The 24644-nt window shown below is 42.8% G+C and carries 26 protein-coding genes; 16 read left to right on the forward strand and 10 right to left on the reverse strand.

Annotated elements, in window-relative coordinates:
• Positions 1–54: 54 nt before the first annotated feature.
• Positions 55–606, reverse strand: coding sequence for a TMEM165/GDT1 family protein (locus WOA13_RS05805; RefSeq protein WP_342127006.1), 552 nt, complete (start codon positions 604–606; stop codon positions 55–57).
• Between the two features lie 161 nt (positions 607–767).
• Here WOA13_RS05805 and WOA13_RS05810 point away from each other — a divergent pair, with 161 nt between their 5' ends.
• The 12 genes from WOA13_RS05810 to WOA13_RS05865 all read left to right on the forward strand — a co-directional run bounded on the left by WOA13_RS05810 (position 768) and on the right by WOA13_RS05865 (position 13260).
• Complete coding sequence (locus WOA13_RS05810; protein ID WP_342127007.1) at positions 768–1358, forward strand: GNAT family N-acetyltransferase; 591 nt, start codon at positions 768–770, stop codon at positions 1356–1358.
• A gap of 146 nt (positions 1359–1504) precedes the next feature.
• Entirely contained in the window at positions 1505–2104 is a 600-nt protein-coding gene (locus WOA13_RS05815; RefSeq protein ID WP_342127008.1) for an isoprenylcysteine carboxylmethyltransferase family protein, read from the forward strand.
• Positions 2105–2518: 414 nt separating this feature from the next.
• The gene (locus WOA13_RS05820; RefSeq protein WP_342127009.1) at positions 2519–2860 is read left to right on the forward strand and encodes a hypothetical protein; all 342 of its coding nucleotides are present in this window, start codon (positions 2519–2521) and stop codon (positions 2858–2860) included.
• Between the two features lie 125 nt (positions 2861–2985).
• Positions 2986–3561: a flavodoxin family protein gene (locus WOA13_RS05825; RefSeq protein ID WP_342127010.1), complete on the forward strand. Its 576-nt coding sequence runs from the start codon at positions 2986–2988 to the stop codon at positions 3559–3561.
• Between the two features lie 256 nt (positions 3562–3817).
• Positions 3818–5548 (forward strand): hypothetical protein, encoded by a 1731-nt coding sequence (locus WOA13_RS05830; RefSeq protein WP_342127011.1) that lies wholly within the window; start codon positions 3818–3820, stop codon positions 5546–5548.
• Positions 5549–5768: 220 nt separating this feature from the next.
• Complete coding sequence (locus tag WOA13_RS05835) at positions 5769–6419, forward strand: YggS family pyridoxal phosphate-dependent enzyme (protein ID WP_342127012.1); 651 nt, start codon at positions 5769–5771, stop codon at positions 6417–6419.
• A 216-nt stretch (positions 6420–6635) separates the two neighbouring features.
• Positions 6636–7619 (forward strand): hypothetical protein, encoded by a 984-nt coding sequence (locus tag WOA13_RS05840; RefSeq protein WP_342127013.1) that lies wholly within the window; start codon positions 6636–6638, stop codon positions 7617–7619.
• A 287-nt stretch (positions 7620–7906) separates the two neighbouring features.
• A complete protein-coding gene (locus WOA13_RS05845; RefSeq protein WP_342127014.1) occupies positions 7907–9502 on the forward strand; it encodes a GmrSD restriction endonuclease domain-containing protein in 1596 nt (531 codons plus the stop codon).
• Positions 9503–10071: 569 nt separating this feature from the next.
• Positions 10072–10587 carry a DUF134 domain-containing protein gene (locus WOA13_RS05850; RefSeq protein WP_342127015.1) on the forward strand — a complete coding sequence of 172 codons (516 nt, stop codon included), beginning with the start codon at positions 10072–10074 and terminating at the stop codon, positions 10585–10587.
• A gap of 54 nt (positions 10588–10641) precedes the next feature.
• Entirely contained in the window at positions 10642–11622 is a 981-nt protein-coding gene (locus WOA13_RS05855) for a radical SAM protein (protein ID WP_342127016.1), read from the forward strand.
• A gap of 273 nt (positions 11623–11895) precedes the next feature.
• Complete coding sequence (locus WOA13_RS05860) at positions 11896–12411, forward strand: gamma carbonic anhydrase family protein (protein WP_342127017.1); 516 nt, start codon at positions 11896–11898, stop codon at positions 12409–12411.
• Positions 12412–12456: 45 nt separating this feature from the next.
• Positions 12457–13260 carry a 4Fe-4S double cluster binding domain-containing protein gene (locus tag WOA13_RS05865; protein ID WP_342127018.1) on the forward strand — a complete coding sequence of 268 codons (804 nt, stop codon included), beginning with the start codon at positions 12457–12459 and terminating at the stop codon, positions 13258–13260.
• Between the two features lie 57 nt (positions 13261–13317).
• On the opposite strand, the gene WOA13_RS05870 is transcribed toward WOA13_RS05865, so the two are convergent.
• Positions 13318–13617, reverse strand: a complete 300-nt coding sequence (locus WOA13_RS05870) for a carboxymuconolactone decarboxylase family protein (RefSeq protein ID WP_342127019.1) — start codon at positions 13615–13617, stop codon at positions 13318–13320.
• A gap of 64 nt (positions 13618–13681) precedes the next feature.
• On the opposite strand from WOA13_RS05870, the gene WOA13_RS05875 reads away from it, so the two are divergent.
• Complete coding sequence (locus tag WOA13_RS05875; protein WP_342127020.1) at positions 13682–14233, forward strand: M23 family metallopeptidase; 552 nt, start codon at positions 13682–13684, stop codon at positions 14231–14233.
• Positions 14234–14239: 6 nt separating this feature from the next.
• On the opposite strand, the gene WOA13_RS05880 is transcribed toward WOA13_RS05875, so the two are convergent.
• The 5 genes from WOA13_RS05880 to WOA13_RS05900 all read right to left on the reverse strand — a co-directional run bounded on the left by WOA13_RS05880 (position 14240) and on the right by WOA13_RS05900 (position 18226).
• On the reverse strand, positions 14240–15754 hold the full coding sequence (locus tag WOA13_RS05880) for a protease inhibitor I42 family protein (RefSeq protein WP_342127021.1): 1515 nt from the start codon (positions 15752–15754) through the stop codon (positions 14240–14242).
• Positions 15755–15774: 20 nt separating this feature from the next.
• On the reverse strand, positions 15775–16104 hold the full coding sequence (locus WOA13_RS05885; RefSeq protein WP_342127022.1) for a hypothetical protein: 330 nt from the start codon (positions 16102–16104) through the stop codon (positions 15775–15777).
• 60 nt (positions 16105–16164) lie between these two features.
• The gene (locus WOA13_RS05890) at positions 16165–16668 is read right to left on the reverse strand and encodes a YbaY family lipoprotein (protein ID WP_342127023.1); all 504 of its coding nucleotides are present in this window, start codon (positions 16666–16668) and stop codon (positions 16165–16167) included.
• 130 nt (positions 16669–16798) lie between these two features.
• Positions 16799–17596 carry an ABC transporter permease gene (locus WOA13_RS05895; protein WP_342127024.1) on the reverse strand — a complete coding sequence of 266 codons (798 nt, stop codon included), beginning with the start codon at positions 17594–17596 and terminating at the stop codon, positions 16799–16801.
• On the reverse strand, positions 17597–18226 hold the full coding sequence (locus WOA13_RS05900) for an ABC transporter ATP-binding protein (RefSeq protein ID WP_342127025.1): 630 nt from the start codon (positions 18224–18226) through the stop codon (positions 17597–17599). It abuts the gene before it with no gap.
• 195 nt (positions 18227–18421) lie between these two features.
• Here WOA13_RS05900 and WOA13_RS05905 point away from each other — a divergent pair, with 195 nt between their 5' ends.
• The 3 genes from WOA13_RS05905 (at position 18422) to WOA13_RS05915 (ending at position 20086) form a co-directional block, all read left to right on the forward strand.
• A complete protein-coding gene (locus tag WOA13_RS05905; protein ID WP_342127026.1) occupies positions 18422–18874 on the forward strand; it encodes an ACT domain-containing protein in 453 nt (150 codons plus the stop codon).
• A gap of 70 nt (positions 18875–18944) precedes the next feature.
• Positions 18945–19343 carry a TfoX/Sxy family protein gene (locus WOA13_RS05910; RefSeq protein ID WP_342127027.1) on the forward strand — a complete coding sequence of 133 codons (399 nt, stop codon included), beginning with the start codon at positions 18945–18947 and terminating at the stop codon, positions 19341–19343.
• Between the two features lie 38 nt (positions 19344–19381).
• Entirely contained in the window at positions 19382–20086 is a 705-nt protein-coding gene (locus WOA13_RS05915) for a hypothetical protein (protein WP_342127028.1), read from the forward strand.
• A gap of 11 nt (positions 20087–20097) precedes the next feature.
• On the opposite strand, the gene WOA13_RS05920 is transcribed toward WOA13_RS05915, so the two are convergent.
• From WOA13_RS05920 to WOA13_RS05930, 3 genes are all read right to left on the reverse strand, one after another.
• On the reverse strand, positions 20098–23145 hold the full coding sequence (locus tag WOA13_RS05920; protein WP_342127029.1) for an FAD-binding and (Fe-S)-binding domain-containing protein: 3048 nt from the start codon (positions 23143–23145) through the stop codon (positions 20098–20100).
• Between the two features lie 108 nt (positions 23146–23253).
• Entirely contained in the window at positions 23254–23892 is a 639-nt protein-coding gene (locus tag WOA13_RS05925; protein ID WP_342127030.1) for a 4Fe-4S binding protein, read from the reverse strand.
• Entirely contained in the window at positions 23893–24240 is a 348-nt protein-coding gene (locus WOA13_RS05930; protein ID WP_342127031.1) for a MarR family transcriptional regulator, read from the reverse strand.
• Positions 24241–24644 lie beyond the last annotated feature (404 nt).

A 24644-nucleotide genomic window follows, 5' to 3' on the forward strand; every position in this document is an offset into this window, starting at 1 on the left:
GGAAGTATCAAAAAGAAAAGAAATTGGGTGGCTTTGAAAAGAATAGTATCGTATTCAAAGGAAGAACGAAGCTCCAATTACAATAAACAGGACACCTGCTGCTGTTGAGATCGTCCTTTTGTTGATCTTCTCCATCATGAACTTGCCTACATAGATAGCCATACATGACAGGACGAACAATGCAAATACCACACCGATAAAGACCATAACCGGATTGTACTGAGTGGCAAAAAGAGCAGATGCAAGTTGTGTTTTATCACCCATCTCAGATACAAGGATAAGGCCAAATCCCGAGATAAAAGGATTTTTCAGGTCGTAGGAACCATCACTTTCATCATCTTCCCTGTTCAGCAAAGTCATTAATCCAAAAATTATGAACAGGATACCTGCACCTATACGTACATAGTCCATTGGGACCCTGTCAGCTATGAAGTTACCTAAAAGGATTGCAAGACCATCTGTTAATATGAATGCAAGCATCACACCTGCAAGTAATGAAGCATGCTTTTTTGTCTTAGTAGATAAGACGAGAACTGCAAGCTGGGTCTTATCACCCATTTCAGCAAGTCCTACAAGAAGGAATGGAATCAGAAGATCCTGGATCATTGGACAGTAATCGTAAGTATTATATTTATTCTATATGGTACTTTAAAAATTCAGTATAAATTAAACTAAGATGATCTTGTAGAAAGTCGTTATTATAGAAATTCAGATGTTCAAATAACAAATATTGACAAACAAGATCATCCTGATATGGAAGGTTACAAATGAAGCTGGAGTGGAACAAAGACAACATTGTTTTCAGCTATTGCAAAGGAGCAGACCTGAAAGAGATAGCATTAATGCTTTCAAAGGAAAGTGTCTGCAAGTACATGTTCTTCGGACCAAACACAGAAGAAACTACGATGGCTTATTTCTCACCATTCATAAGTTCAATAGAGAATGATCTGAAAGAAGAGAAGATACCAGATTTCAGTGTGTTCACGATCAGGGAAAAGGATTCCGGCAATTTCATAGGCCAATGTGCCCTGTTCCCGATAGAATTCACCAATGGCAACTATCTCATCGGATACCAGATAGACGATACCCAGTGGGAAAAAGGGTATGGAAGTGCTGCCTGTGAGTTCCTGGTGTATTACGCTTTTACTATGCTTGATGCTTTCAGGCTTACCGGGGATTGTACAGAAGGAAATGTAGCTTCCGAAAAAACAATGACAAAGTCCGGTTTTCAGTCAGAAGGGAGACAGAAAAGATACTGGCTTCATAATGGTAAATGGTATGACCGGCTCCTTTTTGGTTTGATGAAGGAGGATATTCCTGAGAAGAGACTGGAATCTTTGAGAGGAATCTACGGGTGAAATGAAATATTTCTGAAATCAAAACTATCAGATCACCCCACTTCATCCAACATTTGTATCGTTCTCTTTATATTACGGCAGGTTCTAATAATTATCAGGGAGTTAAAAATAAAAGCTTTCAATCAACATAAAGGGGAGTATTAAAATTGGTTTCATCCACAATTATCATTATTCTTTGCCTTGTGGCTTTTGCAGTGATTCACAGCATCACAGCAAGCCTGCCTTTTAAAAAAATGGTAGTGAATGCACTGGGTTCAAAGGTAGAGACATTCTACCTACCGGTATACAGCCTGATCGCAGTGATAACGATACTTCCGGTGGTCTATCTGCTCTATCTGAACCCGGGACGTGTCCTCTACATAGTCCCATCCCCCTGGCGCTGGGTCATGGTAGCCGGACAATTGATCGCTGCAGTGGTAGCACCTAGGGCCTTCCGTGATTCACCCCCGAGGTTCAAGTTGCATTTACAACTGTCTACCCCCGATACCCCGGAATCAGAACCACTGAACATCAGAGGAATTTACCGATGGATAAGGGATCCATTCCTGCTGTCGGGTCTTGTCATTATATGGCTTACTCCCTTTATGACCGTCAACCTGCTCATCGTCTATGTTATAACCACCATATACTTCTACATAGGATCTGTGCATGTGGAAAAAAGACTGATTTCACAGTTTGGTGATGAATACCTGGAGTACCAGAAGAAGGTTCACAGGTTTATTCCTTTCATAAAAGGGCACTACTGAAAAGATCCCAATTCCGGATCTTTTGTCTTTTTCGTGGAAACCCATTGAGGAGACCTTTTCTTGAATTCAGCATAAACTAGTCCCTTATGGTTTTCTCAGCAGGTAAATATTGACATCTTCCAATAATTATATATTAAATAGAACACCTTTTTTTAGCGGGGAATGCAATTCGGGGTATTGCTGATCTTCTTATAAATGCAATATTGATGTCCATTTTATGCTGGAATTTTTCAAAGATCCATGCAGAAATCAGGATAAAGAGAAGCAATACAGAAGATCATTATCTGGCAAAGCGGTTTTGAGGACCACTTCTGCTATTACCAACTATTGCACCCGGCAACGAAACTAAATGGTAATTTCAATAAGATCAAACAAGATCAAATATCTCATAGATCACTGAGGGAGTGAAAATAAATGGACAAGATGAAGAAAATGGGGTTGTTAGGTGCAACAGCTTTGATCGGTGCAGGACTGGCAGCATTATCCGAAGAGAAGATAAAAGAGTTCGTTAAGGAAAAGATCGAAGCAGGGCAAATGACCAAAGAGGAAGGAAAACTCCTTGTTGAAGAGCTTGTGGATGAGACCAAAAAGCAAAGGCTCAACCTTGAGAAGAACATTATCGAGAAGCTCCATGGTACTATCCAGATGGCTGATAAGGAACTTGAGAACCTTTCCGACAAGATCGATGAGATGAAGATCAAGGAACTTGAATGCGAACTTGAGAAGATGAAAAGTCTCAGGAAAGCTAAAGACTAAGTTCCCTGCTGTTGGCAGTTTATTGTAATATGGTGGCTGCAGGCCATTTGATTTTTCTTTTTTTGATCTGTTTGTTTCAATATCAGACCTTGCATAATATCTATTTCAAAACCCGGAGGTAAACAATGAAAGTTGTAGCATTCAATGGAAGTCCCAGAAAAGAAGGAAATACTTCACGCCTTATTGCCCATGTGATGGAAGTACTTGAGAAGGAAGGAATCGAGACAGAAGTTGTCCAGCTTGGAGGAAATTCAATTCACGGGTGTACAGCATGCATGAAGTGCTTTGACAAAAAAGACAATCGCTGTGTCATTGAGAAAGACATCATCAATGAATGTATAGAAAAGATGATGGAAGCCGATGGAATCATCATTGCCACGCCTACATATTTTGCAGACCTGAGCCCGGAAACAAAGGCACTTATCGATAGGGCTGGATTTGTGGGTAAAGCAAACGGGGAACTTTTCAAAAGGAAGGTCGGAGCAGCTGTTGTTGCTGTAAGAAGAGCAGGAGCAATACATGCTTTTGATTCTATCAATCATTTCTTCACCATCTCTGAGATGATCATTCCTGGTTCAAGCTACTGGAACGTTGGAATAGGACTCATGCCCGGAGATGTAGACTCCGATGGCGAAGGAATGCAGACAATGGAAACCCTTGGCCAGAACATGGCCTGGCTGATGGAAAAGATCAGGGACTGAGATACGAAAGAGCCTCATTAAAGGTATTTTTATCAGAGGGAAACCCCCCTTCATCTTTTTGTTATTGTGTTCATTTTCTATCTACAGTCATCATGTTTATATGATACTAAATATATAAAAACAAACATTATATTCTAAATTGATAGGAAGTAGAACGGGGTACTTGCAATCGCTGTAATTTATCGTTTAAATTTTGGCCATACAGGAAATTTGCAGTGTATTCTGTTGATGTATTTTTAAACAGGAGGAAAATATTATGGGATGGGTTGATGTTGTCGCTGGTGTTTGTACAGGCGGCCTCTATACAATTGGAAAATCGATTTATCAGGCAGGCAATGCTGCGGAGTCTGCCGGGGATGCAGCAGAACAGGCAGGAATGGCTATTGCAGTCATTGGTTCAACGATCGAAGCCGTTGGAGAACAGCTCGAATCAACGCTAAAGGAAGCAGAAGAACTGCTGGTGATCACAAGAATGACCCCAAGGGATGAGGATGATCTCTGGGACGAGGAAAAGGAAAGGCTTACCGGACTCCGACAGGAAGAGGCACGGCTTTTGAACAAGCTTTCCGAAATGGGAGTCCAGGATGTTACCGATTTCAGTTTTGATTTCTGGGACATGCTGTCCGATATGCAGAATGTGATCAAGAAGTTCCAGATAATGGCAAGACTTGCTGCTGTCAGGAAAGAGATCCACGACATATTCTATCAGGAACCGGGTGTCCTTTCAAACACGATCTACAACGCCAAGGAATCACTTGAGCGGTTCAATACCATTGAGCAGCCAATGATCGAGGACATACTGGATTCCCTTGATGACAACCTGGAAGTAAGTGAGGAGGTCCTTCAGGAGGTCAAGAAGCTCTTCGTCACTAAAAAGAAGGTTCCGATCGCCATCGCAGACCTCAGCCCGGAGATACAGGGCCATCTGGAGATGCTCCAAAAGGACAAACTGTATTACCAGGGCCTGATCGCAAGAAAGGACACGCTAACTGCCCAGCTTGCAAATGTCATCGAGCAGTTCCCGGAGAAGAAGTTCGATATAAACATGGGAGCCGTAGGTATTGCCGGAGCACACCTCGATGTAGGGGATATCGTACATGGAGGAACACATGTTGGAAACCTTGGAGATATCGTGGCGGAAAAGCCCTACAAGGACGACATAGTCAGGGAAGAAGGCCGAACCGATATTGAAAGACCGGGTAGCGATATCAGGCACGAAAGAATAACTGACAACGGTTTCATCGAAAAGGAAGAACCCCGCAGAGCCAGGATCGAAAGGGCAGATGCTGCTATCAGGCATGAAAAGATCACTGACAATCACTTCATCAGCAAGGCTGAGAGCGAGATCGGAACTGACATTGACAGGGAGATCGCCAGGGACGTAGCCGTTGAGGAACGGGAGATGCGTTCAGCACCATCCACTTACAAACCGACGGCAGCATCAGAACCAGCTGCCTCAAAGGCCACCATGGCAAAAATGTCAAACCTGAACATGGCCCTTGCCAAAGCTCCCAAACATTCCATGCTCACAATGCAGCCCCACGGTGCTAAGATATCCGCATCCCTGAGCACAAAGTTCGATGGCTACCAGAGGAACTACGACCTGCTCAAGGCCCAGAAGACCTTCTACTACAGGCAGTCCCTGAAGATGGAAAGGAAGTACGAGCTCCTGGCAAACAAGTGGGTGGAAGAGCCCGGAATAATCCCGAAGACGCTGGATGAGCTTCACGGAGTACTGAAGAACGTCAGGACAGAAGAGCAGCCACGCGTCGACGAGCTCCTTGACAACCTGAACGCGAACCTGACCGAGACCCAGGAAACCCTTTCAAAAGCAAATGACACCATGGATTCCGTACAGAACGCCCTGTCCTTCCTGGACATGGATACCGGAAAGATCAAGCTGGGTGTCATTGTGATCGGCGGGCTGGTCGTGCTCAACCTCTTCGTCGGACTGATAGTGCTGATCCGGATGGCACTTGGATACTGAGAAGCTCTGGTTTGACGTTATTTCGACTTTGGATTACTGATCGGATGGCATCTGGCCATCCGGTTTCTCTTTTTATTTTCATTTTATTGGCTTACTACTGAAGCAGACCGCCAGCCCGAACGAACGTTTTATATAAAATTCCCTGCACTTATTTCATGGAACCCATTACAGGGATCTCAAAAATTCATCGTATTTTCAAAAAACAGCACCGTGACCACCAATGACAATCGAAGAGAACACAAAGGCAATACTTGAAGAGCTTGGAGAAGTAAAACTTGTCAGCGTCACCAAGACGGTGGACACAGACAGGATCAACCAATCCATCAGAGCCGGAGCCACCATCATAGGCGAGAACAGGGTCCAGGAATTCGATGAAAAATGCGATTGCATCCCGCCCTGTGAAAAGCACCTCATCGGCCACCTCCAGACAAACAAGGTAAGACGAGCCGTTGAACTCTTTGATGTGATCCAGTCGGTCGACTCCCTGAAGGTGGCAGAAGAGATCGACAAAAGAGCTGGAGAGCTCGGCAAGGTCCAGAAAGTATTTCTTCAGGTCAACATCGGCAACGAGCCACAAAAATACGGATTCGGCACCGACGAGATCGCAGATGCAATAAAAGACATCCGAATACTCACCAATATTCACGTAATAGGACTCATGTGCATCCCCCCATATGTGTCCGCCGAAGAAGCCCGCCCGTACTTCAGGAAGATGAAAGCTATTTTTGATGAGCTGAAGCAGGAGAATCTGGGCAATATCGCTATCCAGGAGCTGTCCATGGGAATGTCCGGAGACTATAAGGTTGCCATCGAGGAAGGGGCTACCATGGTGAGGATCGGGTCAGGGATATTCGGGAAGCGGGATTATTGAAGGTTAGATTAGTCATATCTATCAATAATCAGAGCGATGTCAGAAGGGTTCGAATCTTATCCCCTTGTGATTTTTTTGGGATATAGCTAAGCTTGATTTTTGTACGCTATAACCTTCATAGCCCACAATCGTCATATTTTGTAATTTATTACAATTGAGTACACAGTGATTCATTTAGAAAACTTTATCACAGTTAAATTCTTTTTACAGCAAATAATGTCTTCAATTGTAACTACAAAATTTAAAAAATATTTTAAAAAAAATCTGACTATTTTATTTCATAATGTAGTTCTTCAATTGATTTTAACTATTATATTTGGAGCATCGATTTTACAATATATTGGAGTTCTGAATGATATATTATTGTATAAAATCCAAATTTGGAAAATAATAGTATTTTTGGTGTTATTCTGTTTGACCTCCTTTGTTATTTTATATGTTATATCAAAAAAGACATATGAAATTACTAGATTCGGATTACTTTGGAAAATTACCCTTATCAAAAACAAAATAATAAATCTAAGAGGTCCTTTTTGTTATTATTGTGACTGTGATATTTCACACACTTTAGAAAATATAACTCATTCTGGAGGCGCTCTAGTTTGTCCAAAATGTCAAAATAAATATTCAATTAATGCCACCACTATAAAGAAAATAAAAAAAGATATAAAACAGATTATTGATTCCGATCTAAAATCAAACAAAGTACTAGATATAATGTGGCTTTTTTATAATTTTGATCATGGATCTTTTAGAATCAAAAACAAAGGAGTTTTTGGAATAACTGATCTCAACATTCATGTTAGTACAAATATTTCTCAAGAAAATAAAGAGGTTGGAGAATACTATTTAGGAAATATAGCTCCCTTAGAATCAAAGACTCTTGAAGATAATATTGCAAAAGATCTAAAGGAATCCTTGGTATCTTCTAATTTAATTAGTATTTTTTCATTAGAAATACCTAAAATAATTGAAAATTATTATGGGGAGGAACAAACTGTTTATGACACATCTGAATATATTCGAGCTAAAAAAGACTTCGAATTAATTTTGTTTATTGATTTAACTTACAAATTGGAAAAAAAGCAAAAAAAGCAACGAAGCCGTTTTTTATTAAATTTTAGTTTAAAAGATTGGAAAGCTTATGACTATGACAAACTTGCTGATAATTGTTACTTTAAATTGCAGAAAATTGATTAATTATCATCATATAAACCACGACATGTTCTCTTAATATACCTTAACTTAAAATATAAATTCCTAGTCACTGCTTTTATCTTCAAACAAGCTAACGAACTTCTATACTTAATTCCAATATATCTTGACTTTCTTGTCCTTATAGATAAAAAATTAGTATTTTGTAAAAGATGGATTTGGTTGAATCTGTATCCCCAATTGGGAAACATATTTTCTTATTACTTTAATTTTCTTAAAGAATTAATTAGAAAATTATTTATATGCATATTTTTCTTATTACCTTGATAAAAATGTCTGTAGAGATAACTCCGGCTCCAGAACCTAAAATTGAGAGAATTGCAAATCTTGTTAACAGAATTGGAAGTGGGGACATAAAAGTACCTAAATTCCAACGCGGATTTATTTGGGATAAGTCACAGATCATTCACTTACTGGAAAGTATTTATCAAGGATATCCAATTGGAAGCGTCTTATTTTGGTTAAGTGAAGAGCAAATGAAAAGTGAAAAAGAGATTGGTGATTTTGCTTTACCCATAACCCCTGATAAATACCCACGTAACTACATTTTGGATGGACAGCAGAGATTGACAAGTATTTATGGAGTTTTGAAATGGGACAAACCTGATGTCGAAAATAAACTAAATGTTTATTTTGACCTACAAAAGAAAAAATTTAGTCATTACACGGGGAAGGAAAGTAGTATACATGTCCCTATGAGTATATTATTTGATACCTCAAACTCCCTTTCATTCCGATACATGCTATCAGAGCATTCTAATTCAGAAGAATTACTAAAACAATTTGATATATTATATGAAACTTTCAGAGAATACTTAATACCAGTGGTTACAATCAAAGAGAAAACAGTTGAAAGTGTATGTCCTATTTTTGAAAGAATCAATAGTACGGGTACACAACTTGATGTTTTTGACTTAATGGTAGCTGCTACTTGGGACAATGACTTTGATCTAAATGATAGAATTGATGAAATTCAATCATCGACATCACTGAAAAATTTTGACAATATAAAGAAATCTACCTATCTTAAAATGATGTCTGCAATAGCAGGTAATGGAATAAAAAGAAGTGGAATTTTTAAGTTAAGAAGTATGGATACTGTTGAGCTTCAAGACTTGACAATAAAGACAAAAATAGCTATTGAAAGAGCAGTTGACTTTTTATCCACTGATTTAAACATTCCTTCCGATGCGTTTTTACCATACGAAGATCAACTAATTATTTTCACTTATTTCTTTTCAAAGGTAAAGTATCCATCTCAAATTCAATTAGAATCACTTAGAAAATGGTTCTGGCAAACTGGATTTTCTGAGCATTTCAGAGGAGCCGCTGAAGGTACTGCTCAGAAGCATATTTCTTCAATTGATTCTCTTATTGATGGAGACAACACTTCACTTCATGTTCGAGTATCCTTAGTTGAAAATGATTTGTTGAAAAGACAGTTTATAAAAAATAGTGCCTTTTGTAAAACTTTAGTATTAATGTTCATTACAAAAGATCCAAGAAATATCACAAATGGAGAAAAAATAGATTCACGCATAGCTTTAAGTTTTTATAATAAAAAGGAATTCCATCACATATTCCCACAGGATTTCTTAAAAGAAATGGGTCTCTCTCGTGAAAAGATAAACAATCTTTGTAACATATGTTTATTGTCATCATCACAGAACAAATTTGTATCCAATGATGCACCGAGTGAATATTTAAGTGAAAGTATTGTTAATTTGAATTCGGATGCAGAACAAATTTTTAAATCAAATTTAATTCCAATTGATGAAAGTGCAGGGTGGAGAACTGATGACTATGATGTATTTTTGAATCAAAGAGCTGGATTGATTATACAAGAGATCGAAAAATTGTGTGAATAACATTTCCCTTTATTTTTTTTATGAATTGCACTTAAATGAAGAAAAATCTTTGTTCTTTTGGAAAGTAGCTTAAACTGGCATAAAGAAGATGATTCTAACAGCATTCTGAAAAACGTCTTTTTCTTATATACTATCTTGGATTAAGCAAAAAATTTCTAGCTTAGAGGGATATTCTCCTATATGTATGTATAATCGGAAATATCTTAATCTAGAGTATTTGAAGTCCTGCCATTCTTGAAATGCATTTTAGTACTACTAACAAGCATGTTAATTCACTAAATATTTAGAATCAATTGTTTCATTAGATTATCTCTATAAGTGTTTATTTCAACTTCACGAAATCTATTCTCAGTTTCCTACTGTGGCATCTCAATAATCTTCCTCTTTATCTCTTCTGCATCAACAAAATCCCAATCTTGCGTTACTTCCAATCCTTGCTTATCAATATTGTTAGCTTCCTTGCTAATGTATACCACACCATCAGCATGAACATGCTTCCTCTCAAGAACTCCACCACCACAGAAAAAAATCAAAAGCTTTATCTACATTATGCATTATAATGCATAACTATGGGACGCCCGAGAAAAAGGAGAATGGTAAATTTCGAGCACAATGTACGACATTTCAAGCCTTCAGGCACACGCCTGAGCGAGCTGGAAGAGATCAACATTACCATTGATGAACTGGAATCATTGAGACTCAGCTATCTTGAAAAAATGAAGCAGGATGCTGCGGCAGAGAAAATGCAGATCCACCAGTCCACCTTCCAGAGGACGCTCCAGAGAACGGTGCAGAAGATAGCGGATGCGCTTGTACATGGAAAAGCAATACGAGTAGAAGGAGGAGATTACACAATGCCAGGAAAGGACGGAACCGGGCCAATGGGCCAGGGACCAGTCGGAGGACAGAATCAGGGACAGGGGCGTGGACAGAGAGGACTCCGCGGAGGAAGAGGTGCAGGAACTGCCGGACCAGGCGGAGTTTGCGTTTGCACCGGCTGTGGTCATGAAGAGACTCACCAGCCCGGGGTTCCCTGTGCCCAGATGACCTGTTCCAAATGCGGCAAGCCCATGGTCAGGAAATGACCTGTATCGGGAAATAAGAGACTGACTTAAAACTGAATAAAAAATGTGATATAAATGAAATCAAGGATCATCTACGGACCGATCCTCTCAAGGAGACTTGGGAGGTCGCTTGGAATTGATGTCATCAGGAAGGGCGACTACAGGAAGAACTGCAACTACGACTGCGTCTACTGCCAGCTTGGGCATGTGGACTGGAAGATATCGGATCCATCGGAAGTTGCAGACCCTGTCACCACCGAAGAGGTGATCGATGGCATCACCAACTATCACAAGAAGGTGGATGACCTTGATTACATCACGTTCTCAGGAACATGTGAACCCACACTGAACCTTCAGATCGGGGACATGATCGACCATATACGGGAGATCAGTGATATCCCCATCTGTGTTATCACCAACTCATCCCTCGTGGGCAGGGAGGATGTCAGGAAGAACCTTTCAAAAGCAGACCTCGTGGTCGCTACCCTGGTCTCAGGGAATGAAGAAACCTTCCGGGCCATCCACAGACCAGCTGAGGGAATCGAGCTTCAGGATATCATCGATGGGCTACGCGAACTGCAGAAGATGAACGGAGCAAAGCTCTCCATCGAAGTAATGCTTCTGGACTCCAACAACAACTATCCTGTCAATTCCAGCGATGAGGAGGTCGAAAAGCTGATCGAAGTCCTAAAGTACATCGACCCGGATGAGATCGAAGTGCTGACCACCAGCCGACCTCCGGCTGAGAAATTTATCGAACCTGTTCCTGAAGCAAGGCTCAAGGAGATTGCACAAAGGTTCGATGAAGAGCTTGGAAGGGAGAGGGTCAGGCTTGTGCTTAAGGGCCTCAAGAGAAAGCGGTCGAACATAAAGCACGAGAACCTTGTGGACGAGGTCTATGACCTTATACTCCGCAGGCCGTGTACATTTGAGCAGGTGGTCCAGTCTCTGGATATCGATAAGGAGGAGCTGAGCCCGATAATCGGGGGTCTGGTCGGAGAGAAGAAGATCACCGAGATCATGGCTGAGAATGGGACATACTATCGTCCCACATGACTTTTTGTTTTTTTTACAATTATTCGGGAGATATGTGTTCCTCCGGGTAAATTGCACTCATCACACTCCATGCAATGAACCTATTAGTCACAATATCTCCCGTTCATTCTAAATTTCCAAAAATTGGAAATTGTTTCATAGATCAGAATTCATAAACTCATAAATTCATATATTGCTCATATATAATTCGTCAGACTAATTTGATGCTATCCATAGGACTAAATAGCCCGGCATACCACAAATAAAACAGAAATAACTAAGCAGGTGAGACACATGCTATTAAAATTCAAGGACAAGGAACCGATAGTTGCTGAAACTGCTTTCATTGCAGATTCCGCAGACATCATCGGAGAGGTGGTCGTAGGTGAGAACTCAAGCATATGGTTCAATGCGGTCCTCAGGGCAGACATGGACAGAATAAAGATCGGAAACCGTACAAGCATCCAGGACAATTCAGTTATCCACACTGACCCCTCAACTCCAACCGAGATCGGGGATGATGTGACCGTAGGTCACGGGGCAGTCCTGCACAGCTGCAGGATCGGAAACAACGTCCTCATAGGAATGAACTCCACAGTGCTTGACGGGGTCGAGATCGGAGATAATTCCATCGTTGGTGCCAATGCACTCGTTCCGCCGGGAAAAAAGTTCCCACCCAACAGTGTGATCACAGGAGTGCCGGGGAAGGTACGAAGGGAAGCCACACCTGAGGATGCTGCCATGATCAGGGAAAATGCAGCAGAATATGTGGAACTGGCAGCGGAATATAAGAAGCAGCAGAAGAGCTGATCGATCACCACATCTCCGTTAATTGATCAAAAGGATTGAGGTTACATGGAAAAACAACTCAAAGAAGCCCTTCTGGAAAAATGCAGGGAAATGGAGATCCCGCTGGTCGGGGTGGCCAACGTAGAACGCTGGGAAGAGCCACTGTTCCAGCCCTGGATACCTGAAGAGTTCCACCCCCAGTCCATCTACCCGGAAGCAATGTCTGCCATAGTCATCGGACTGCCTGTCACCCTCCCAATACTGGAGACCTCCCCGTCTATATATTACAGAGAGCTCTACAGGACGGTGAACAGCCTGCTGGACCAGTACACTTACCGCCTGTCCAACTTCCTTACTGAGAAAGGCCACCCGTCCATCTTCGTTCCGAGGGACGGATACGGGTCCATCAAGGTACTTCTGGACAATCCCGTAGCTTTCTTTTCACACCGGCATGCTGCTTTCCTTGCCGGGCTCGGGAACTTCGGTGTCAACAACACCATCCTTACCCCGGAATACGGACCAAGGGTGCGCTTTGCCACAATCCTCACATCTGCTGAGCTCGAACCTGATGACATCATGGAAGAGCAGTTGTGCAACCATTGCATGCGTTGTGTCAGGATGTGTCCGTCAAATGCACTGGTGGAAAAGGACTATCCGGAAGGGATCACCTACAAGAAAGCCTGTGCATCGTTTAGTGATGAGCTGAACAAACGATATATTTCACCCTGCGGGATATGCATAAAGGTCTGCCCGATAGGGGAGGACCGCAGGATCTACGGAAGGGAAAATGCTTCGATGTATGAAAAGAAGGACAAGTTCAGGAAATACCACGATGCATGGGAACATGTCCGTTCTTATGGTGGAAAATGAACGGTAAAGAAAAGCTCATTTGAAAATTGAAAATTGAAAATAAAAATGAAAAAAGGATCAAAGTACATCCTTTAAAGCAGCTGCAGCAGTATAGACACTGCCAACACCACATATGTAATGGGTGACCTTTATTGCCTGCATGACCTCTTCTTTTGTGGCTCCTGCTTCCATTGCCTGTATTGCAAGGGAAGTTACGCCGTTCACTGCGCCTTTTGATGCATCAAGTGCCATTGCCATAAGGAGCTTGTATTTTAATGGGATGCCATCTTCTTCGAAGGAAGTTACACGTGTCTCCTCAAGAAGCTGGAAAAAGTCTGCATCGGAATCGATAATTACCTGAAGTGGATTTTCTGACATATTCTGATCACCTTTATTTTAAGACTGACAGGAATATATATGAATTTGTTCATAATCAAAATGGATGAGAGCATTCCCATTACCTGAAAAGACAGATAACATTCTCCGGGAGAAAGGTCAAAGCGGCTCATTCTGGGAGGACAGGAAAGACCGGCACCATTGCGGTATCGACCTTTATGCACCAGAAGGTGAACCTATTCTTGCCATAGAGGAAGGGGAAGTTATCGACGTCGATATAATGACATCTCCTGAAATGATCTCTTACTGGAATGAAACATATCATATTATAATCAGGAACCAGTCCGGACTTTTCTGCAAATACGGGGAGCTTGCTGCCTACAATGTAAAGATCGGGGATACTGTTGAAGCCGGCCAGATAATTGGTCATGTCGGTACTGTGCTGAACAACGAAAAGATAGATTGCAATGCTCCTGAATACATACAAAAGCTGAAGGACAATAATCCCAGCATGCTCCACTTTGAACTCTGGGAATCCGAGCCTATCGTAGAAGACAGGAATTATCTCGGTGGGAACTGGTTCGGAGATGAACGACCAGAAAAGCTCCTTGATCCTACTGAATATCTCAAAGACATCGAGTCGAGTAAAAATAAATAAAAAAGATCACAGGACCCTGACCGTGAGGTCAAGGGCCTGCTCATATCCTGTGAGGTTCATCCCCGGTTGCATGTATACAGCAGAGATGTTCTGCTCGCCTGCTGCAACCGCTTCGATCTCCCATTCATGCTGTCCATAAAGGGAGCCTTCTGATTGCAGGATGAACTCTTCCCCTCTTATCTGGAGACCGTCCGTCAGGGTCATGTTCCAGACATAGGTATCGGCTCTGGACTCGAACATTCTGATAAGCATCCAGTCGCCTTCTTTTATCTCAATGGCATCACCGTGATAGTAGCCGTCAACAATGAATGCCGGATATAGCTCACTATCGCCTTCCACAATCAGGGTAATTTCGAAATTCTCTGGCACAGCAGCCTCACCGTTCCAGGAATTATATTCTGCCAATATTGATTTCTCACCAGTGGACAGTGCCTCAAAGGTCCAGCCATAGACTGAATCATCATCCGCAGTGCTGTATACCGAGTAGTACCCATAGCCGTCTTCCTTTACGGACAGGTCACCTCTTTCTGAAAGAGACCAGTGCCCATCCGACGGTGCATCAAGGTCGATACGTACAATGCTTCCGGCTTTGACAGATACCGTGCTGCCACTATCCTCTTCCGTGAAAACATGGTCTGCAGGCATCTTCTCGATCTCAGGGAAAGCGAACTGGTCGTCTTCCGTCGGGGCCATGCCGATGGAAATTGCAGCTATCACCACACCGACAAGCATCACCGGTAAAAGGTAGCGTTTCACGGACCTCTTTGTTGAATCGCTGGCGTTGTCATAGTAGCGTCCTTTGAGCATCATCAAAAGGACAGCGAAGAGACATCCCAGGAAGAACCAGAGAGCAATGTTATCGGAAAAGTTCGAGAAGAATGTATGAATGCTGTCCATTAGATGGGGAGCAGCTTCCTCTGGAACTGTTTTTGCAACTTCCCCTGCAGCCTCATCAGCAGCAAGCTGTGGAGCCATGTCCATTGGAGCTTCACGCATAACTTCATCTTCAACAGCAGCTTCCATCATTGCAGGTGCTGAAAGCATGCCTCCATTTTGTATGTCAACTGGTCTTGACAGGTACTGAAGCCCGGCAGCACCAAGAAATGCAGCACCGATAACACCAATGTATTGCTGTAGCATGCTGATTATGGAAGCCCTGTTGACATTCATGCTTCCCGGAGCTACAACGATCAGTTTCTGCACCGGCTCGTATATCTTGACCTCACGGCCCTTCTCACTCCACTTGATCCTGTGAACCTTGATAAGATCAGCTTCAAGCAGGCTATCAATATTGTACTTGATGGTTGTAATGGAAAGACCGAGCTTTTTAGAAATATCCGTTGCAGACATCGGTTCTTCGGAAAGAAGGTCCAGGATCTTCAGGGACTTCTCATTGGAAAGCGTCTGTGTGATCTTCTTTGAATCCTCATTGAGCGGAAGTACAACTACATTGTCCGAACTGTCCTGATCAGTATCCTCAGGTTCACCCTTGTTCTTTTTATCAACATCATTAGCGGCCATGTTCGCACCAGAAGGTTGATTTATACAACCATGTTTTTGTCTTCAGAAGAGAATGCAACGACCTTTTTGGCAGGGCCATAGATATTCTCATCCCTCTCCAGACCGGAGGATCTGCTCTTTATCTCCACAAGATCGGAATCCATAAGGGCCCTGACCTTGTCTTCAACTTCCACAAAAGGAAGACCTGTCCTTTGGGAGATCTCACTGACAGAAAGCGGATCTTCAGAAAGCACTTCCAGTATCCTGAAGGAACCCTCTTTTGAAAGCACTTCAGTTACAGTCCTGGACCCTTCCGAAATGGGAAGGATCAGGAACTTATCAACATTTATGGCATCCGACGCACATTCCATAACAATAGTCCCCTTTTTCTCAATTGTAATTATCGATTAGCTCATCAAATTATCAGATAATCAGATCATTTCCACATGGACATCGAGCTCATGCATTCCGGGATCCGTAGGTACCGGGTTATGCCAGGTACTGTAATAATCCCCACTTGAAAGGCTTCCATCGCCATCCACATCCACATGAACTGAAAGTGAATATGTCATTCTTTCGTCAAGCTCAGGATGATAGATCATGTATTCCACCAGCTGAATGTTGTCAGCATCCATGGAAACATCATCAATGGTATCTTCTGAAATAACAACGGATGCAACATCCTGAAGACTTACATCCTCAACTTCCAGATAGATAGTAGCATTGGAGAAAGACTCCACAGGTTCGTCAAAGATGATCATTCCATGAACACCGTTTTCTCCCAGTGCCATATCTCCATTATCTTCACCTGCTGTTCCATCAGCTTCGCCAGTATCATCTGCCTGCCCATCTGAACCGTTTTCAGTGCAGCCCATTGAAAATGCAGCGGCAGTTACTAACAAAAGCGTCAGGCCTAATACGAAATATTTTTTCATTTTTGTCATTCCTCATTATTAACTAAATGAACAAATGATCCGTAGATATATATCATTTATTTAAGCTACAAAATAATTCGTAGTCTTCTGAGCAGGAAATATCGTGAAAAAAAAGAAAATTATGGGTTGATCAGGAACTTGTTGACTTGAAAACATCTTCCTTAAGGATGCCATAATCATCAAAACTAAAACGCATGGTCATGAAGATACCAATGGCCACCGTCATCACAGTGGATACATAGATACCAACCATAATAGCCATCTGGTACTTGATCGCAAGGATAGGACTGGAACCTGCGATGATCTGACCGGTCATCATTCCAGGTAATGCAACCAAACCGATCGTTGACATGCTTGCAATTGAAGGTTTCAGTGCAAGATTGAGACTTTTTCTGGCATAGGGAAGAATTGCTTCATGCTTTTTTGCACCCAGTGACAGGCTGTACAAGTAACGGTTCTCGTTCCTCCTGATCGTATCATAGAAGTTACTGATACTCACGATGTTCCCCCTCAGAGAATTACCAAGGAACATACCGAATATAGGGATCAGGTATCTGGCATCAAAGAGGTGGTCAAGGTTTACCACGAAAGCATTGAAGTAAAGTATCACCAGGAAATTACCTATTATAAACGAAGCAAGTGTCGGTAATAATAGTTTCCTGAGGTCAAGACCGACATCATTAATGGTGGAATGGGTTGCTGCAAGAACCATTACCAATAGCCATAGAAGATTTACGATCGAATTGTTAAGGTCAAAGAGCACTGTAAGGAAAACTCCCACAAAAGCAAGTTGTACGATCATCCTTGAAGCTGAAACGATCGTCTCATGGATTATGCCAAGCTTAAGGTAGTGGCTCACAAGAAGAGGAATCACGAGCAACAGGAAACAGGCTACAAGGGACAGGTAACCAATGTCAACAGCATCCATTCAAACACCCACCGGTACGACCTTTACATCTTTATTATCCCATACATCATCGTGGGAAATGATCACAAGTGTCCATTCCTTGCGCTCAAGGAAATAATTGGCAACCTTTTCCTTCAGTGCAGCGTCAAGGGATGAAGTGATCTCATCGAGGAGATAGATGTCCTTTCCGATAAGCACTGACATGATGATACCTATCCTCTGCTTCTCACCCCCTGAAAGGTCCTCGAAATCCATTTCAAGAACATCTTTCTCAAATCCCAGATAGACAAGAAGCCTTCTGAGCTTGGTCCTGTCCAGTTTTCCTTCATTAAAAGAGTAGGAGAACACCTCCTCGATAAATTCGTTCACTGAACCTTCATAGATATCAAGATCCTGGGAAACATAAGCTATCCTTTTCCTCGCATCCCAAACGGTATTGCTGTCAAGCAGTCGGTTGTTAAAATAGAGTCTTCCACTTGTGGGATGAGCAAAACCCATCGGCATCTTCAAAAGTGTGGACTTCCCTGAACCGGACCTGCCTTTAAGCAGTATACGGTCACCTTTGTTGATATCAAGATCAAAGTGAGACAGTACTTCCTTCTCACCATAACGAATAGAGATATCTTCATACTTCAAGAGTTCCTGTCTCATGAGCTTTTTTTCACCTTATTGTTTAGACATTTTATAGTAGGATCCATATTATTCAAATTGACAATATTTCAGTTATTATTGAAATACTATTTAAAATCTAATGCATCTGAATCATATATGAAAGTTTTTATCCAAAACGAACTTATTTTACATATCCAATAATACCTATTTCAAATTTCATGTTATTTTATTTGGATGAAAATTATACTCGTAACATGTGACAAAAACGATAGCGATCTGATACAAATGAAGAACAATATACTCAACCTGACACTGCTGAAAAACAAATTTGGTGTTTGCCGCCTCGAAGGAGACAACTCCATACCTGAATGGGCAGATAGTAATGAAATTTGTTCCATTACCAGAACAGCAGAGGAACTATCGATCGTCTGCCCGGAGGAGAACATACCATCCGGCATCATCTGCGAAAAGGACTGGAAATGTCTCAAGGTCGAAGGTCCCCTGGATTTCTCCCTGATCGGGATACTGGCACGTATCAGCAATCTTCTTGCAGAAGAAAAGATCAGCATCTTTGTGATCTCCACCTACAACACTGACTATATACTTGTCAGAGAAGCTGATGTAAAAGCAACAATTGAAAAGCTGTCAGCAAACGGGTATATGGTATCGGATGAGAAAGAGAACTGATTACATATATAGTTCTGAAATTACCATTCTGACGTTACTTATATATCCCATCTTCTCAATACTTTTTAGTATGACAAAATGGAAGAAAGCTTCAGAGGAACTTGGGGAACTGATAGGGGAATCCGTATCCGACTATGAAGTTGAATTCCGGAAGATGTTCGGCAGCCCTGTCTACTTCGTGAACGGAAACATGTTCATCGGTGTTCATGGCAACGGTATCATGCTTCGCCTGCAGGAAGAAGACCAGCAGAAGCTCTACGATGAGTACGACGAAGCAGCACCTTTTACACCAAACGGCAGGCGCATGAGGGAATATGCCCTGATACCTCCGGCAGTGTACGATGATGGGATCGAGTTAAGGAAATGGCTGGACATATCGTATAGCTATGTGAGTTCCCTGCCGAAGAAAGAGAAAAAGGAAAAGAAGAAAAAGGCAGCTTCTAAGAAAACAAAGAAAAGCGAGAAATGATTCACTTATCGCACCTTCTCTTTTTCAGGTGATATCAGATGCTTCAAGCTCTTAGAACTCGAAAAAGATTATCCATACTATTTTTACTGTCACTGTTAGCTGTTTCCATCTATGTAGCATCCACATATCTTATAATTGGCCCGGGATTGGCACCTGCTGAGATCATGAAGGAATGGTATCTGCCGGGTGGAGCTGGAGATAATGAAGCAGATCTTTCTTTATTCCCGGCTATTTCCGAATACTCAGCATCCAGTCGCTACTCAAATTCCACTATCATTTGTGTGTGGTATTTCGAAAAGAAATCTTCTTTTCTGGAAGGAGAGAACAATTTATCAGAATACTTAAAGGAATCCGGACAGGTAGAGATTCTAGAAATAAATATCACAAACGAACTGGATGAAGTCATCAACAGTCGCGGTAAAAATTGGCAACCTACCAATGGACCACGGGTATTTGATGCGACCAAATACGAAGGAACAGAAACATCCGGCTACTTCATCGTCTATGAAAACCCGTTCCTTGAAACGAGCGAGGATTATTTCATAACATATTACGGTACAAAAGACACGACCAATTTTAACGATAAAAAGAACGACCTTATGTATCTGATAGCACGATCATATTATCTCGGAGAAGGAAATGTAACATCTCTGGATTTCGAAAATAGCGAGGACAGGAAAAACTCCCTCCTGCCCTCTTTAAAAGACTTTATTGGCTGGTACTATTGCCCTATTGCAACCTGATCCTGTCTGTTTCACATAGCTTCCTTGATGTACTTGATCATCCTCGGCGTCAGCAGTGGAATGATCTGTGGAAGCATGTTAGGCATCAGGTTCCCCATAGCCTCTGGCATAAGATCAGGCATCTGCTCTCTCAGGTCGTCAGACATCTGAACACGCCTGCCAACTGCTTCGAGCATGTCGGGCATGACCTTTGGCATTATGCCTGGCAGGAGCATTGGCATCATGACCGGCATCATTGGCTTCATCATGAGGTCCATTCCCGGTACATACTTGACCATCTTCATCATACCACGTAGCGGAGCAGGCATTGCGGCCATCATCTGTGGGAGGAGTTCCACCATCAGATCGGTCATGTTCTCAGGCTTGAGCAGGTGGATCATCTGGTCGAATGTGATCCATGCAGTAAGCGCAGTGTTCGTAGTATCAGGAATATCGTATCCCATACTGCGGGCTACTGTTGCTGAAAGATCCTGGACATCAACCGGACTTCCGCTCTTCTCTGCAGCGATCCTCAACTGTACCTGACAGCACGGACATGCAGCTACCATGATGTCAGCACCGATATCCTCGGCTTCCTTCAGCCTCATGTTACCGACGACGTTAGCAACATCCGGATCTGCGACCAGTGTCAGGACTGAACCACAGCAGTGACCTTCGTCCCTGTTGTGCTCCATTTCACGCAGCTCAACGCCCGGAACTGATTTGATGAGGTCTCTTGGTGGTTCATAGATACCACCGGCACGGCCCATATGACATGCATCGTGGACTGTGACAACCTTGTCAAGAGGTGTGACGAACTTCTCGGAGAGCACATCGAGCTTGTCCTGAAGGACCTGTGAATAGTGCTTTGCCTCGAAATCGTACTCGATGCCCAGCTTCTCAGCCCACTGGCGATAGAAAGTGTCCCATACCAGCCAGCATGCAGGACAGGATGTGATAACGGTCTTTACACCCTTCTTCCTCATGTTCTCGATGTTCATTCTCATGATCTTCTCGAAAACATCCCACTTACCGGCAGCAAGCATAGGAATACCACAGCAGGACTCTTCCTTGCCTAGATAGGTGATCTCCATTCCTGCATCGGTCAGCAGACGAACTGAAGCTTCTGCGATATCCTTCTCGACAAATGATGCAGTACATCCAGCAAAGTAAGCATATTCAGCCTTGTCCTTGATCTTTGGCTTGAGGTCCTCAGGCATCCATTCTTCCCTGTTCTTGAGATACTCTCCCCAGATGTTCCTTTCCTTGAGCAGGCTGGAAGCCATGATCTCGAACGGAGGGATTGTCATCATGCCACGTTCCACGACCAGTTCTTCCCTCATTGTCATCCAGGAATCATTGATCGGAAGGTCGAGCTGGCATCTGTGGTCACAGAGCTCGCAGGTCGTACAGGCAAGGAAAGTGTCCACCTGTTCCTGTGTCATCTTGTCCCTGCCGGCAAGGTATTCCTTGATAAAGAACCACTTGCCTCTGGGGGACTGGGATTCCCAACCGCGACCGTAGTACTGGTCACACTCTTCAACACAGTAACCACACTGGGCACAGGTGTATGCATGGGATACGATGTCTGCGGGGATGTCCTTCTGCTTTTTGAAGGTCTCCTCACCTACACCGCTTCTGTTCCCGACGAACCTCATGATCGGCTCGAATGCCTTGGACATTGAGATACCGGCCTTGAGGATTCCTTTACCTGAGATGGTCTCAGGGTTCATGATGTCATCCGGATCGACCTGTTGTTTCAGGGCGAGCATCTTCTTCAGGCGGTCGCCGTAGACCTTCTCTGCCTCCTTTGCGAAGTAGAGACCTGAAGCATAGATCCTTCCGCCATTCTCCTCGGCGATCTTGATAATGCTGATACCGAGTGTGAATGCAAGGTTGAACTTGAAGGATCTCTCGGAGTGAGGAATGAAACAAAGGAGGATCACGTTTCCTTCCTTTTCAACCATACCTTCTATTAGTACAGGGAGATCGACCTTAGCTTTGATCTCATTGAAGACCTTGCCAACCTTGTCCACAGGGATAATGATCTCTGCAGGGATGAACGAAGGACCAAGTCTCTTGACCTTCATGGAGCGGAACCATTCCCCAGCCTCGTGTTTGGATATATCTTCAGAAAGAACCTTGCCACCATTGCTGGTTATGATATTTTCAAGGGCACTAACATCCCTTGACTCAGGATAAATAAAGTTACAAATATATGACTTAGGCAATTCCGGACGGTCCTCGACCACCGGTTCGCCGTGGTGGGTTGAAAATGGCATTTCATTCTTCATGCCTGCCCAATCGGGATTTATAAATGATATTGACCATAGTGGCACTTTTTCTGCAGCTACTGCCAGAAGGGCCTTCTGCAGGGATTCTGAATCCGCGAATTCAGCTGAGATGGATGCTGTGTCTTCCAGTTTGCGGATCTTCAGGGTGATCTGTGTGATGATACCAACAGTTCCCATGCTTCCGATAAGGCTGTCCATTTCATCGCCTGTGAAATCCCTGACCTCACCGTTTGGCAGTACTGCCCTTGCAGATACCATGGTGTCCTGGGACCAGCCGTATTCATAACTGCCGTAACCGATACCGTTCTGTGCAAGCCACCCACCCACTGTTGCTGCAGGGGCACTTGAAGGCATGGCACACACGGAAAAGTCCTTTTCGTTCAGCTTTTTCTCAAGGCGCTCCCATACGATACCTGCACCGACTGTGACTGTCATGTTCTCAGCATCGATGGATATGATGTCATTCAAAAGGTTGACATCTGCAATGATACCGCCTTTTGTGGGAATGACACCACCGTAACCGGATGATGCTCCTGCACGGGGAACAACAGGAATAGAATGTTTGCGGGCAAAGCCCATGAGCTTGACAATATCATCCTCTGTGCGAAGTTTTACTATCGCTGCAGGGTCGGTGTTTCCTAACATCATCTTTGCCATTGACGGAAGTGCTCCGACATCATGACAATAGAAGTGTCTTTCACGTTTGCTGAAATTCACCCGGTCGCCGAATATGCCACCGAGCTCTTCCTCCTGAGATGAGGTGAGGTTTGCTGTGTTTTTTGCCATACGATCTTCCCCCTTAATACTTGGGTCGTTTTTCAATATAAACTTTTAAGTTATTTTTTGAGATTAATCCAATTTAAAAAAGAAAAATTGGAAAATATGCTCTTCATTTTAGAATGAAAGTGAATCCTTCGGACATTTGTCAACACATTTTCCGCACTTGATACAGTCCGGGTTGTTGCCGATATCACGGACCTTGAGTTCCATCGGGCAGGCCTTCTCACAGAGCTTGCAGTCAACACATGTGTCATGGTCCATCTGAAGCTGGTACTTGTTACCGCCAATGAACCTCTGCATTGTTCCCATTGGACAAACATTACACCAGGATCTTGTATTGAACTGGGCTCCAAGCATTGTACCGATAATGGTTGTCATAAGGCACATCGAGACAAAGATGGTACCAATGAGATCAAAGGTGTTCTGTGCAGCAAATGTGACCGAGATACGGTACATCATGAGAGTGATCATTGCTGTGAAGACAGGAACCCTGAGCCACATGCTTGACAGGATCTTAGGTATCTTCCTTTTCTTTGAGATCTTGATGATGCCGTAATCGAAGTAGCTGCCACGTGGACAGAGGTTCCCGCAGAACCAGCGACCTCTGAAGATGCTGGTTATGAACAGTGTACCCATGACGACGAGCATGAAGTAACCAAGGATCGGATACCAGAGACCTCCAAGGGAGACTATGATAACCAGTGAGCCAAGATAAGGCCTGATCTTATCGAGATATGGTTTTGTGTTAAACATTCACCAGTCCTCCAGTTCCTGTTCGACCTTTGCAACCCATTTGCTGACAATGCCCATAATCAGCTCTTTGATCTCTGCTTTGTTGTTGATCCTGTAAATGAATGAATATCCGCCTCCATCAAGGTTGTTCTGTGATTTTGTGAGTATGCCTTTTTCATGCAGCTTTTTGACAGACCTCTGGACAGTTGAAAGGTCCAGTTCTGTCAGGTTTGCTATATGTTCCGTTTTGCTCCAAATATCAGGCTCTTCAAAGAAGTACTCCAGCACTTTCATGTCAGCCCGTGTCAGGTTCAGAGCACATTTGATAACATCTTTAATTTTGAATTCCTTACATGCGAAGTCTATCATCGAATCACCGTCGTTATTTGTCAGTACTGCTACATTCTCGCAGCAATATATAAACGTGGTTAAGTACTGGAAAAAGAAGGATGGTTTTGGCAGTACCGTGGATAACTGCTTGGATGTGGCAGTAATACAATGTATAACTAAAACTCAGAAAATATTATATAAGAAATATTCAATTGCAGATTTTTTAATTTAATGGCAACTATCAAATTCTATTGGGTTAAAATCGAATTGTCACCCATAAGGAAATCCGTTTCAAAATGGATATCGTACATTTCTCCTAAATTCGACCATCATTTTGTGAAAAAAGAATCTAAATATTATGATCATGTAGTCAACAGGGTCTTTTTCAGTTCGATGATATGGACACAAAATATTAATATTGTGTCTTAGTTAGAATATAATAC

This window comes from Methanococcoides sp. LMO-2, assembly GCF_038432375.1.
Lineage (GTDB): Archaea > Halobacteriota > Methanosarcinia > Methanosarcinales > Methanosarcinaceae > Methanococcoides > Methanococcoides cohabitans.

Bases quoted from the DNA above. Each gene is read 5' to 3' on its own strand.
- WOA13_RS05805 (WP_342127006.1), bottom strand. From the start codon at position 606: ATGATCCAGGATCTTCTGATTCCATTCCTTCTTGTAGGACTTGCTGAA.
- WOA13_RS05810 (WP_342127007.1), top strand. From the start codon at position 768: ATGAAGCTGGAGTGGAACAAAGACAACATTGTTTTCAGCTATTGCAAA.
- WOA13_RS05820 (WP_342127009.1), top strand. From the start codon at position 2,519: ATGGACAAGATGAAGAAAATGGGGTTGTTAGGTGCAACAGCTTTGATC.
- WOA13_RS05825 (WP_342127010.1), top strand. From the start codon at position 2,986: ATGAAAGTTGTAGCATTCAATGGAAGTCCCAGAAAAGAAGGAAATACT.
- WOA13_RS05830 (WP_342127011.1), top strand. From the start codon at position 3,818: ATGGGATGGGTTGATGTTGTCGCTGGTGTTTGTACAGGCGGCCTCTAT.
- WOA13_RS05835 (WP_342127012.1), top strand. From the start codon at position 5,769: ATGACAATCGAAGAGAACACAAAGGCAATACTTGAAGAGCTTGGAGAA.
- WOA13_RS05840 (WP_342127013.1), top strand. From the start codon at position 6,636: ATGTCTTCAATTGTAACTACAAAATTTAAAAAATATTTTAAAAAAAAT.
- WOA13_RS05845 (WP_342127014.1), top strand. From the start codon at position 7,907: ATGTCTGTAGAGATAACTCCGGCTCCAGAACCTAAAATTGAGAGAATT.
- WOA13_RS05850 (WP_342127015.1), top strand. From the start codon at position 10,072: ATGGGACGCCCGAGAAAAAGGAGAATGGTAAATTTCGAGCACAATGTA.
- WOA13_RS05855 (WP_342127016.1), top strand. From the start codon at position 10,642: ATGAAATCAAGGATCATCTACGGACCGATCCTCTCAAGGAGACTTGGG.
- WOA13_RS05860 (WP_342127017.1), top strand. From the start codon at position 11,896: ATGCTATTAAAATTCAAGGACAAGGAACCGATAGTTGCTGAAACTGCT.
- WOA13_RS05865 (WP_342127018.1), top strand. From the start codon at position 12,457: ATGGAAAAACAACTCAAAGAAGCCCTTCTGGAAAAATGCAGGGAAATG.
- WOA13_RS05870 (WP_342127019.1), bottom strand. From the start codon at position 13,617: ATGTCAGAAAATCCACTTCAGGTAATTATCGATTCCGATGCAGACTTT.
- WOA13_RS05875 (WP_342127020.1), top strand. From the start codon at position 13,682: ATGAGAGCATTCCCATTACCTGAAAAGACAGATAACATTCTCCGGGAG.
- WOA13_RS05880 (WP_342127021.1), bottom strand. From the start codon at position 15,754: ATGGCCGCTAATGATGTTGATAAAAAGAACAAGGGTGAACCTGAGGAT.
- WOA13_RS05885 (WP_342127022.1), bottom strand. From the start codon at position 16,104: ATGGAATGTGCGTCGGATGCCATAAATGTTGATAAGTTCCTGATCCTT.
- WOA13_RS05890 (WP_342127023.1), bottom strand. From the start codon at position 16,668: ATGAAAAAATATTTCGTATTAGGCCTGACGCTTTTGTTAGTAACTGCC.
- WOA13_RS05895 (WP_342127024.1), bottom strand. From the start codon at position 17,596: ATGGATGCTGTTGACATTGGTTACCTGTCCCTTGTAGCCTGTTTCCTG.
- WOA13_RS05900 (WP_342127025.1), bottom strand. From the start codon at position 18,226: ATGAGACAGGAACTCTTGAAGTATGAAGATATCTCTATTCGTTATGGT.
- WOA13_RS05905 (WP_342127026.1), top strand. From the start codon at position 18,422: ATGAAAATTATACTCGTAACATGTGACAAAAACGATAGCGATCTGATA.
- WOA13_RS05910 (WP_342127027.1), top strand. From the start codon at position 18,945: ATGACAAAATGGAAGAAAGCTTCAGAGGAACTTGGGGAACTGATAGGG.
- WOA13_RS05915 (WP_342127028.1), top strand. From the start codon at position 19,382: ATGCTTCAAGCTCTTAGAACTCGAAAAAGATTATCCATACTATTTTTA.
- WOA13_RS05920 (WP_342127029.1), bottom strand. From the start codon at position 23,145: ATGGCAAAAAACACAGCAAACCTCACCTCATCTCAGGAGGAAGAGCTC.
- WOA13_RS05925 (WP_342127030.1), bottom strand. From the start codon at position 23,892: ATGTTTAACACAAAACCATATCTCGATAAGATCAGGCCTTATCTTGGC.
- WOA13_RS05930 (WP_342127031.1), bottom strand. From the start codon at position 24,240: ATGATAGACTTCGCATGTAAGGAATTCAAAATTAAAGATGTTATCAAA.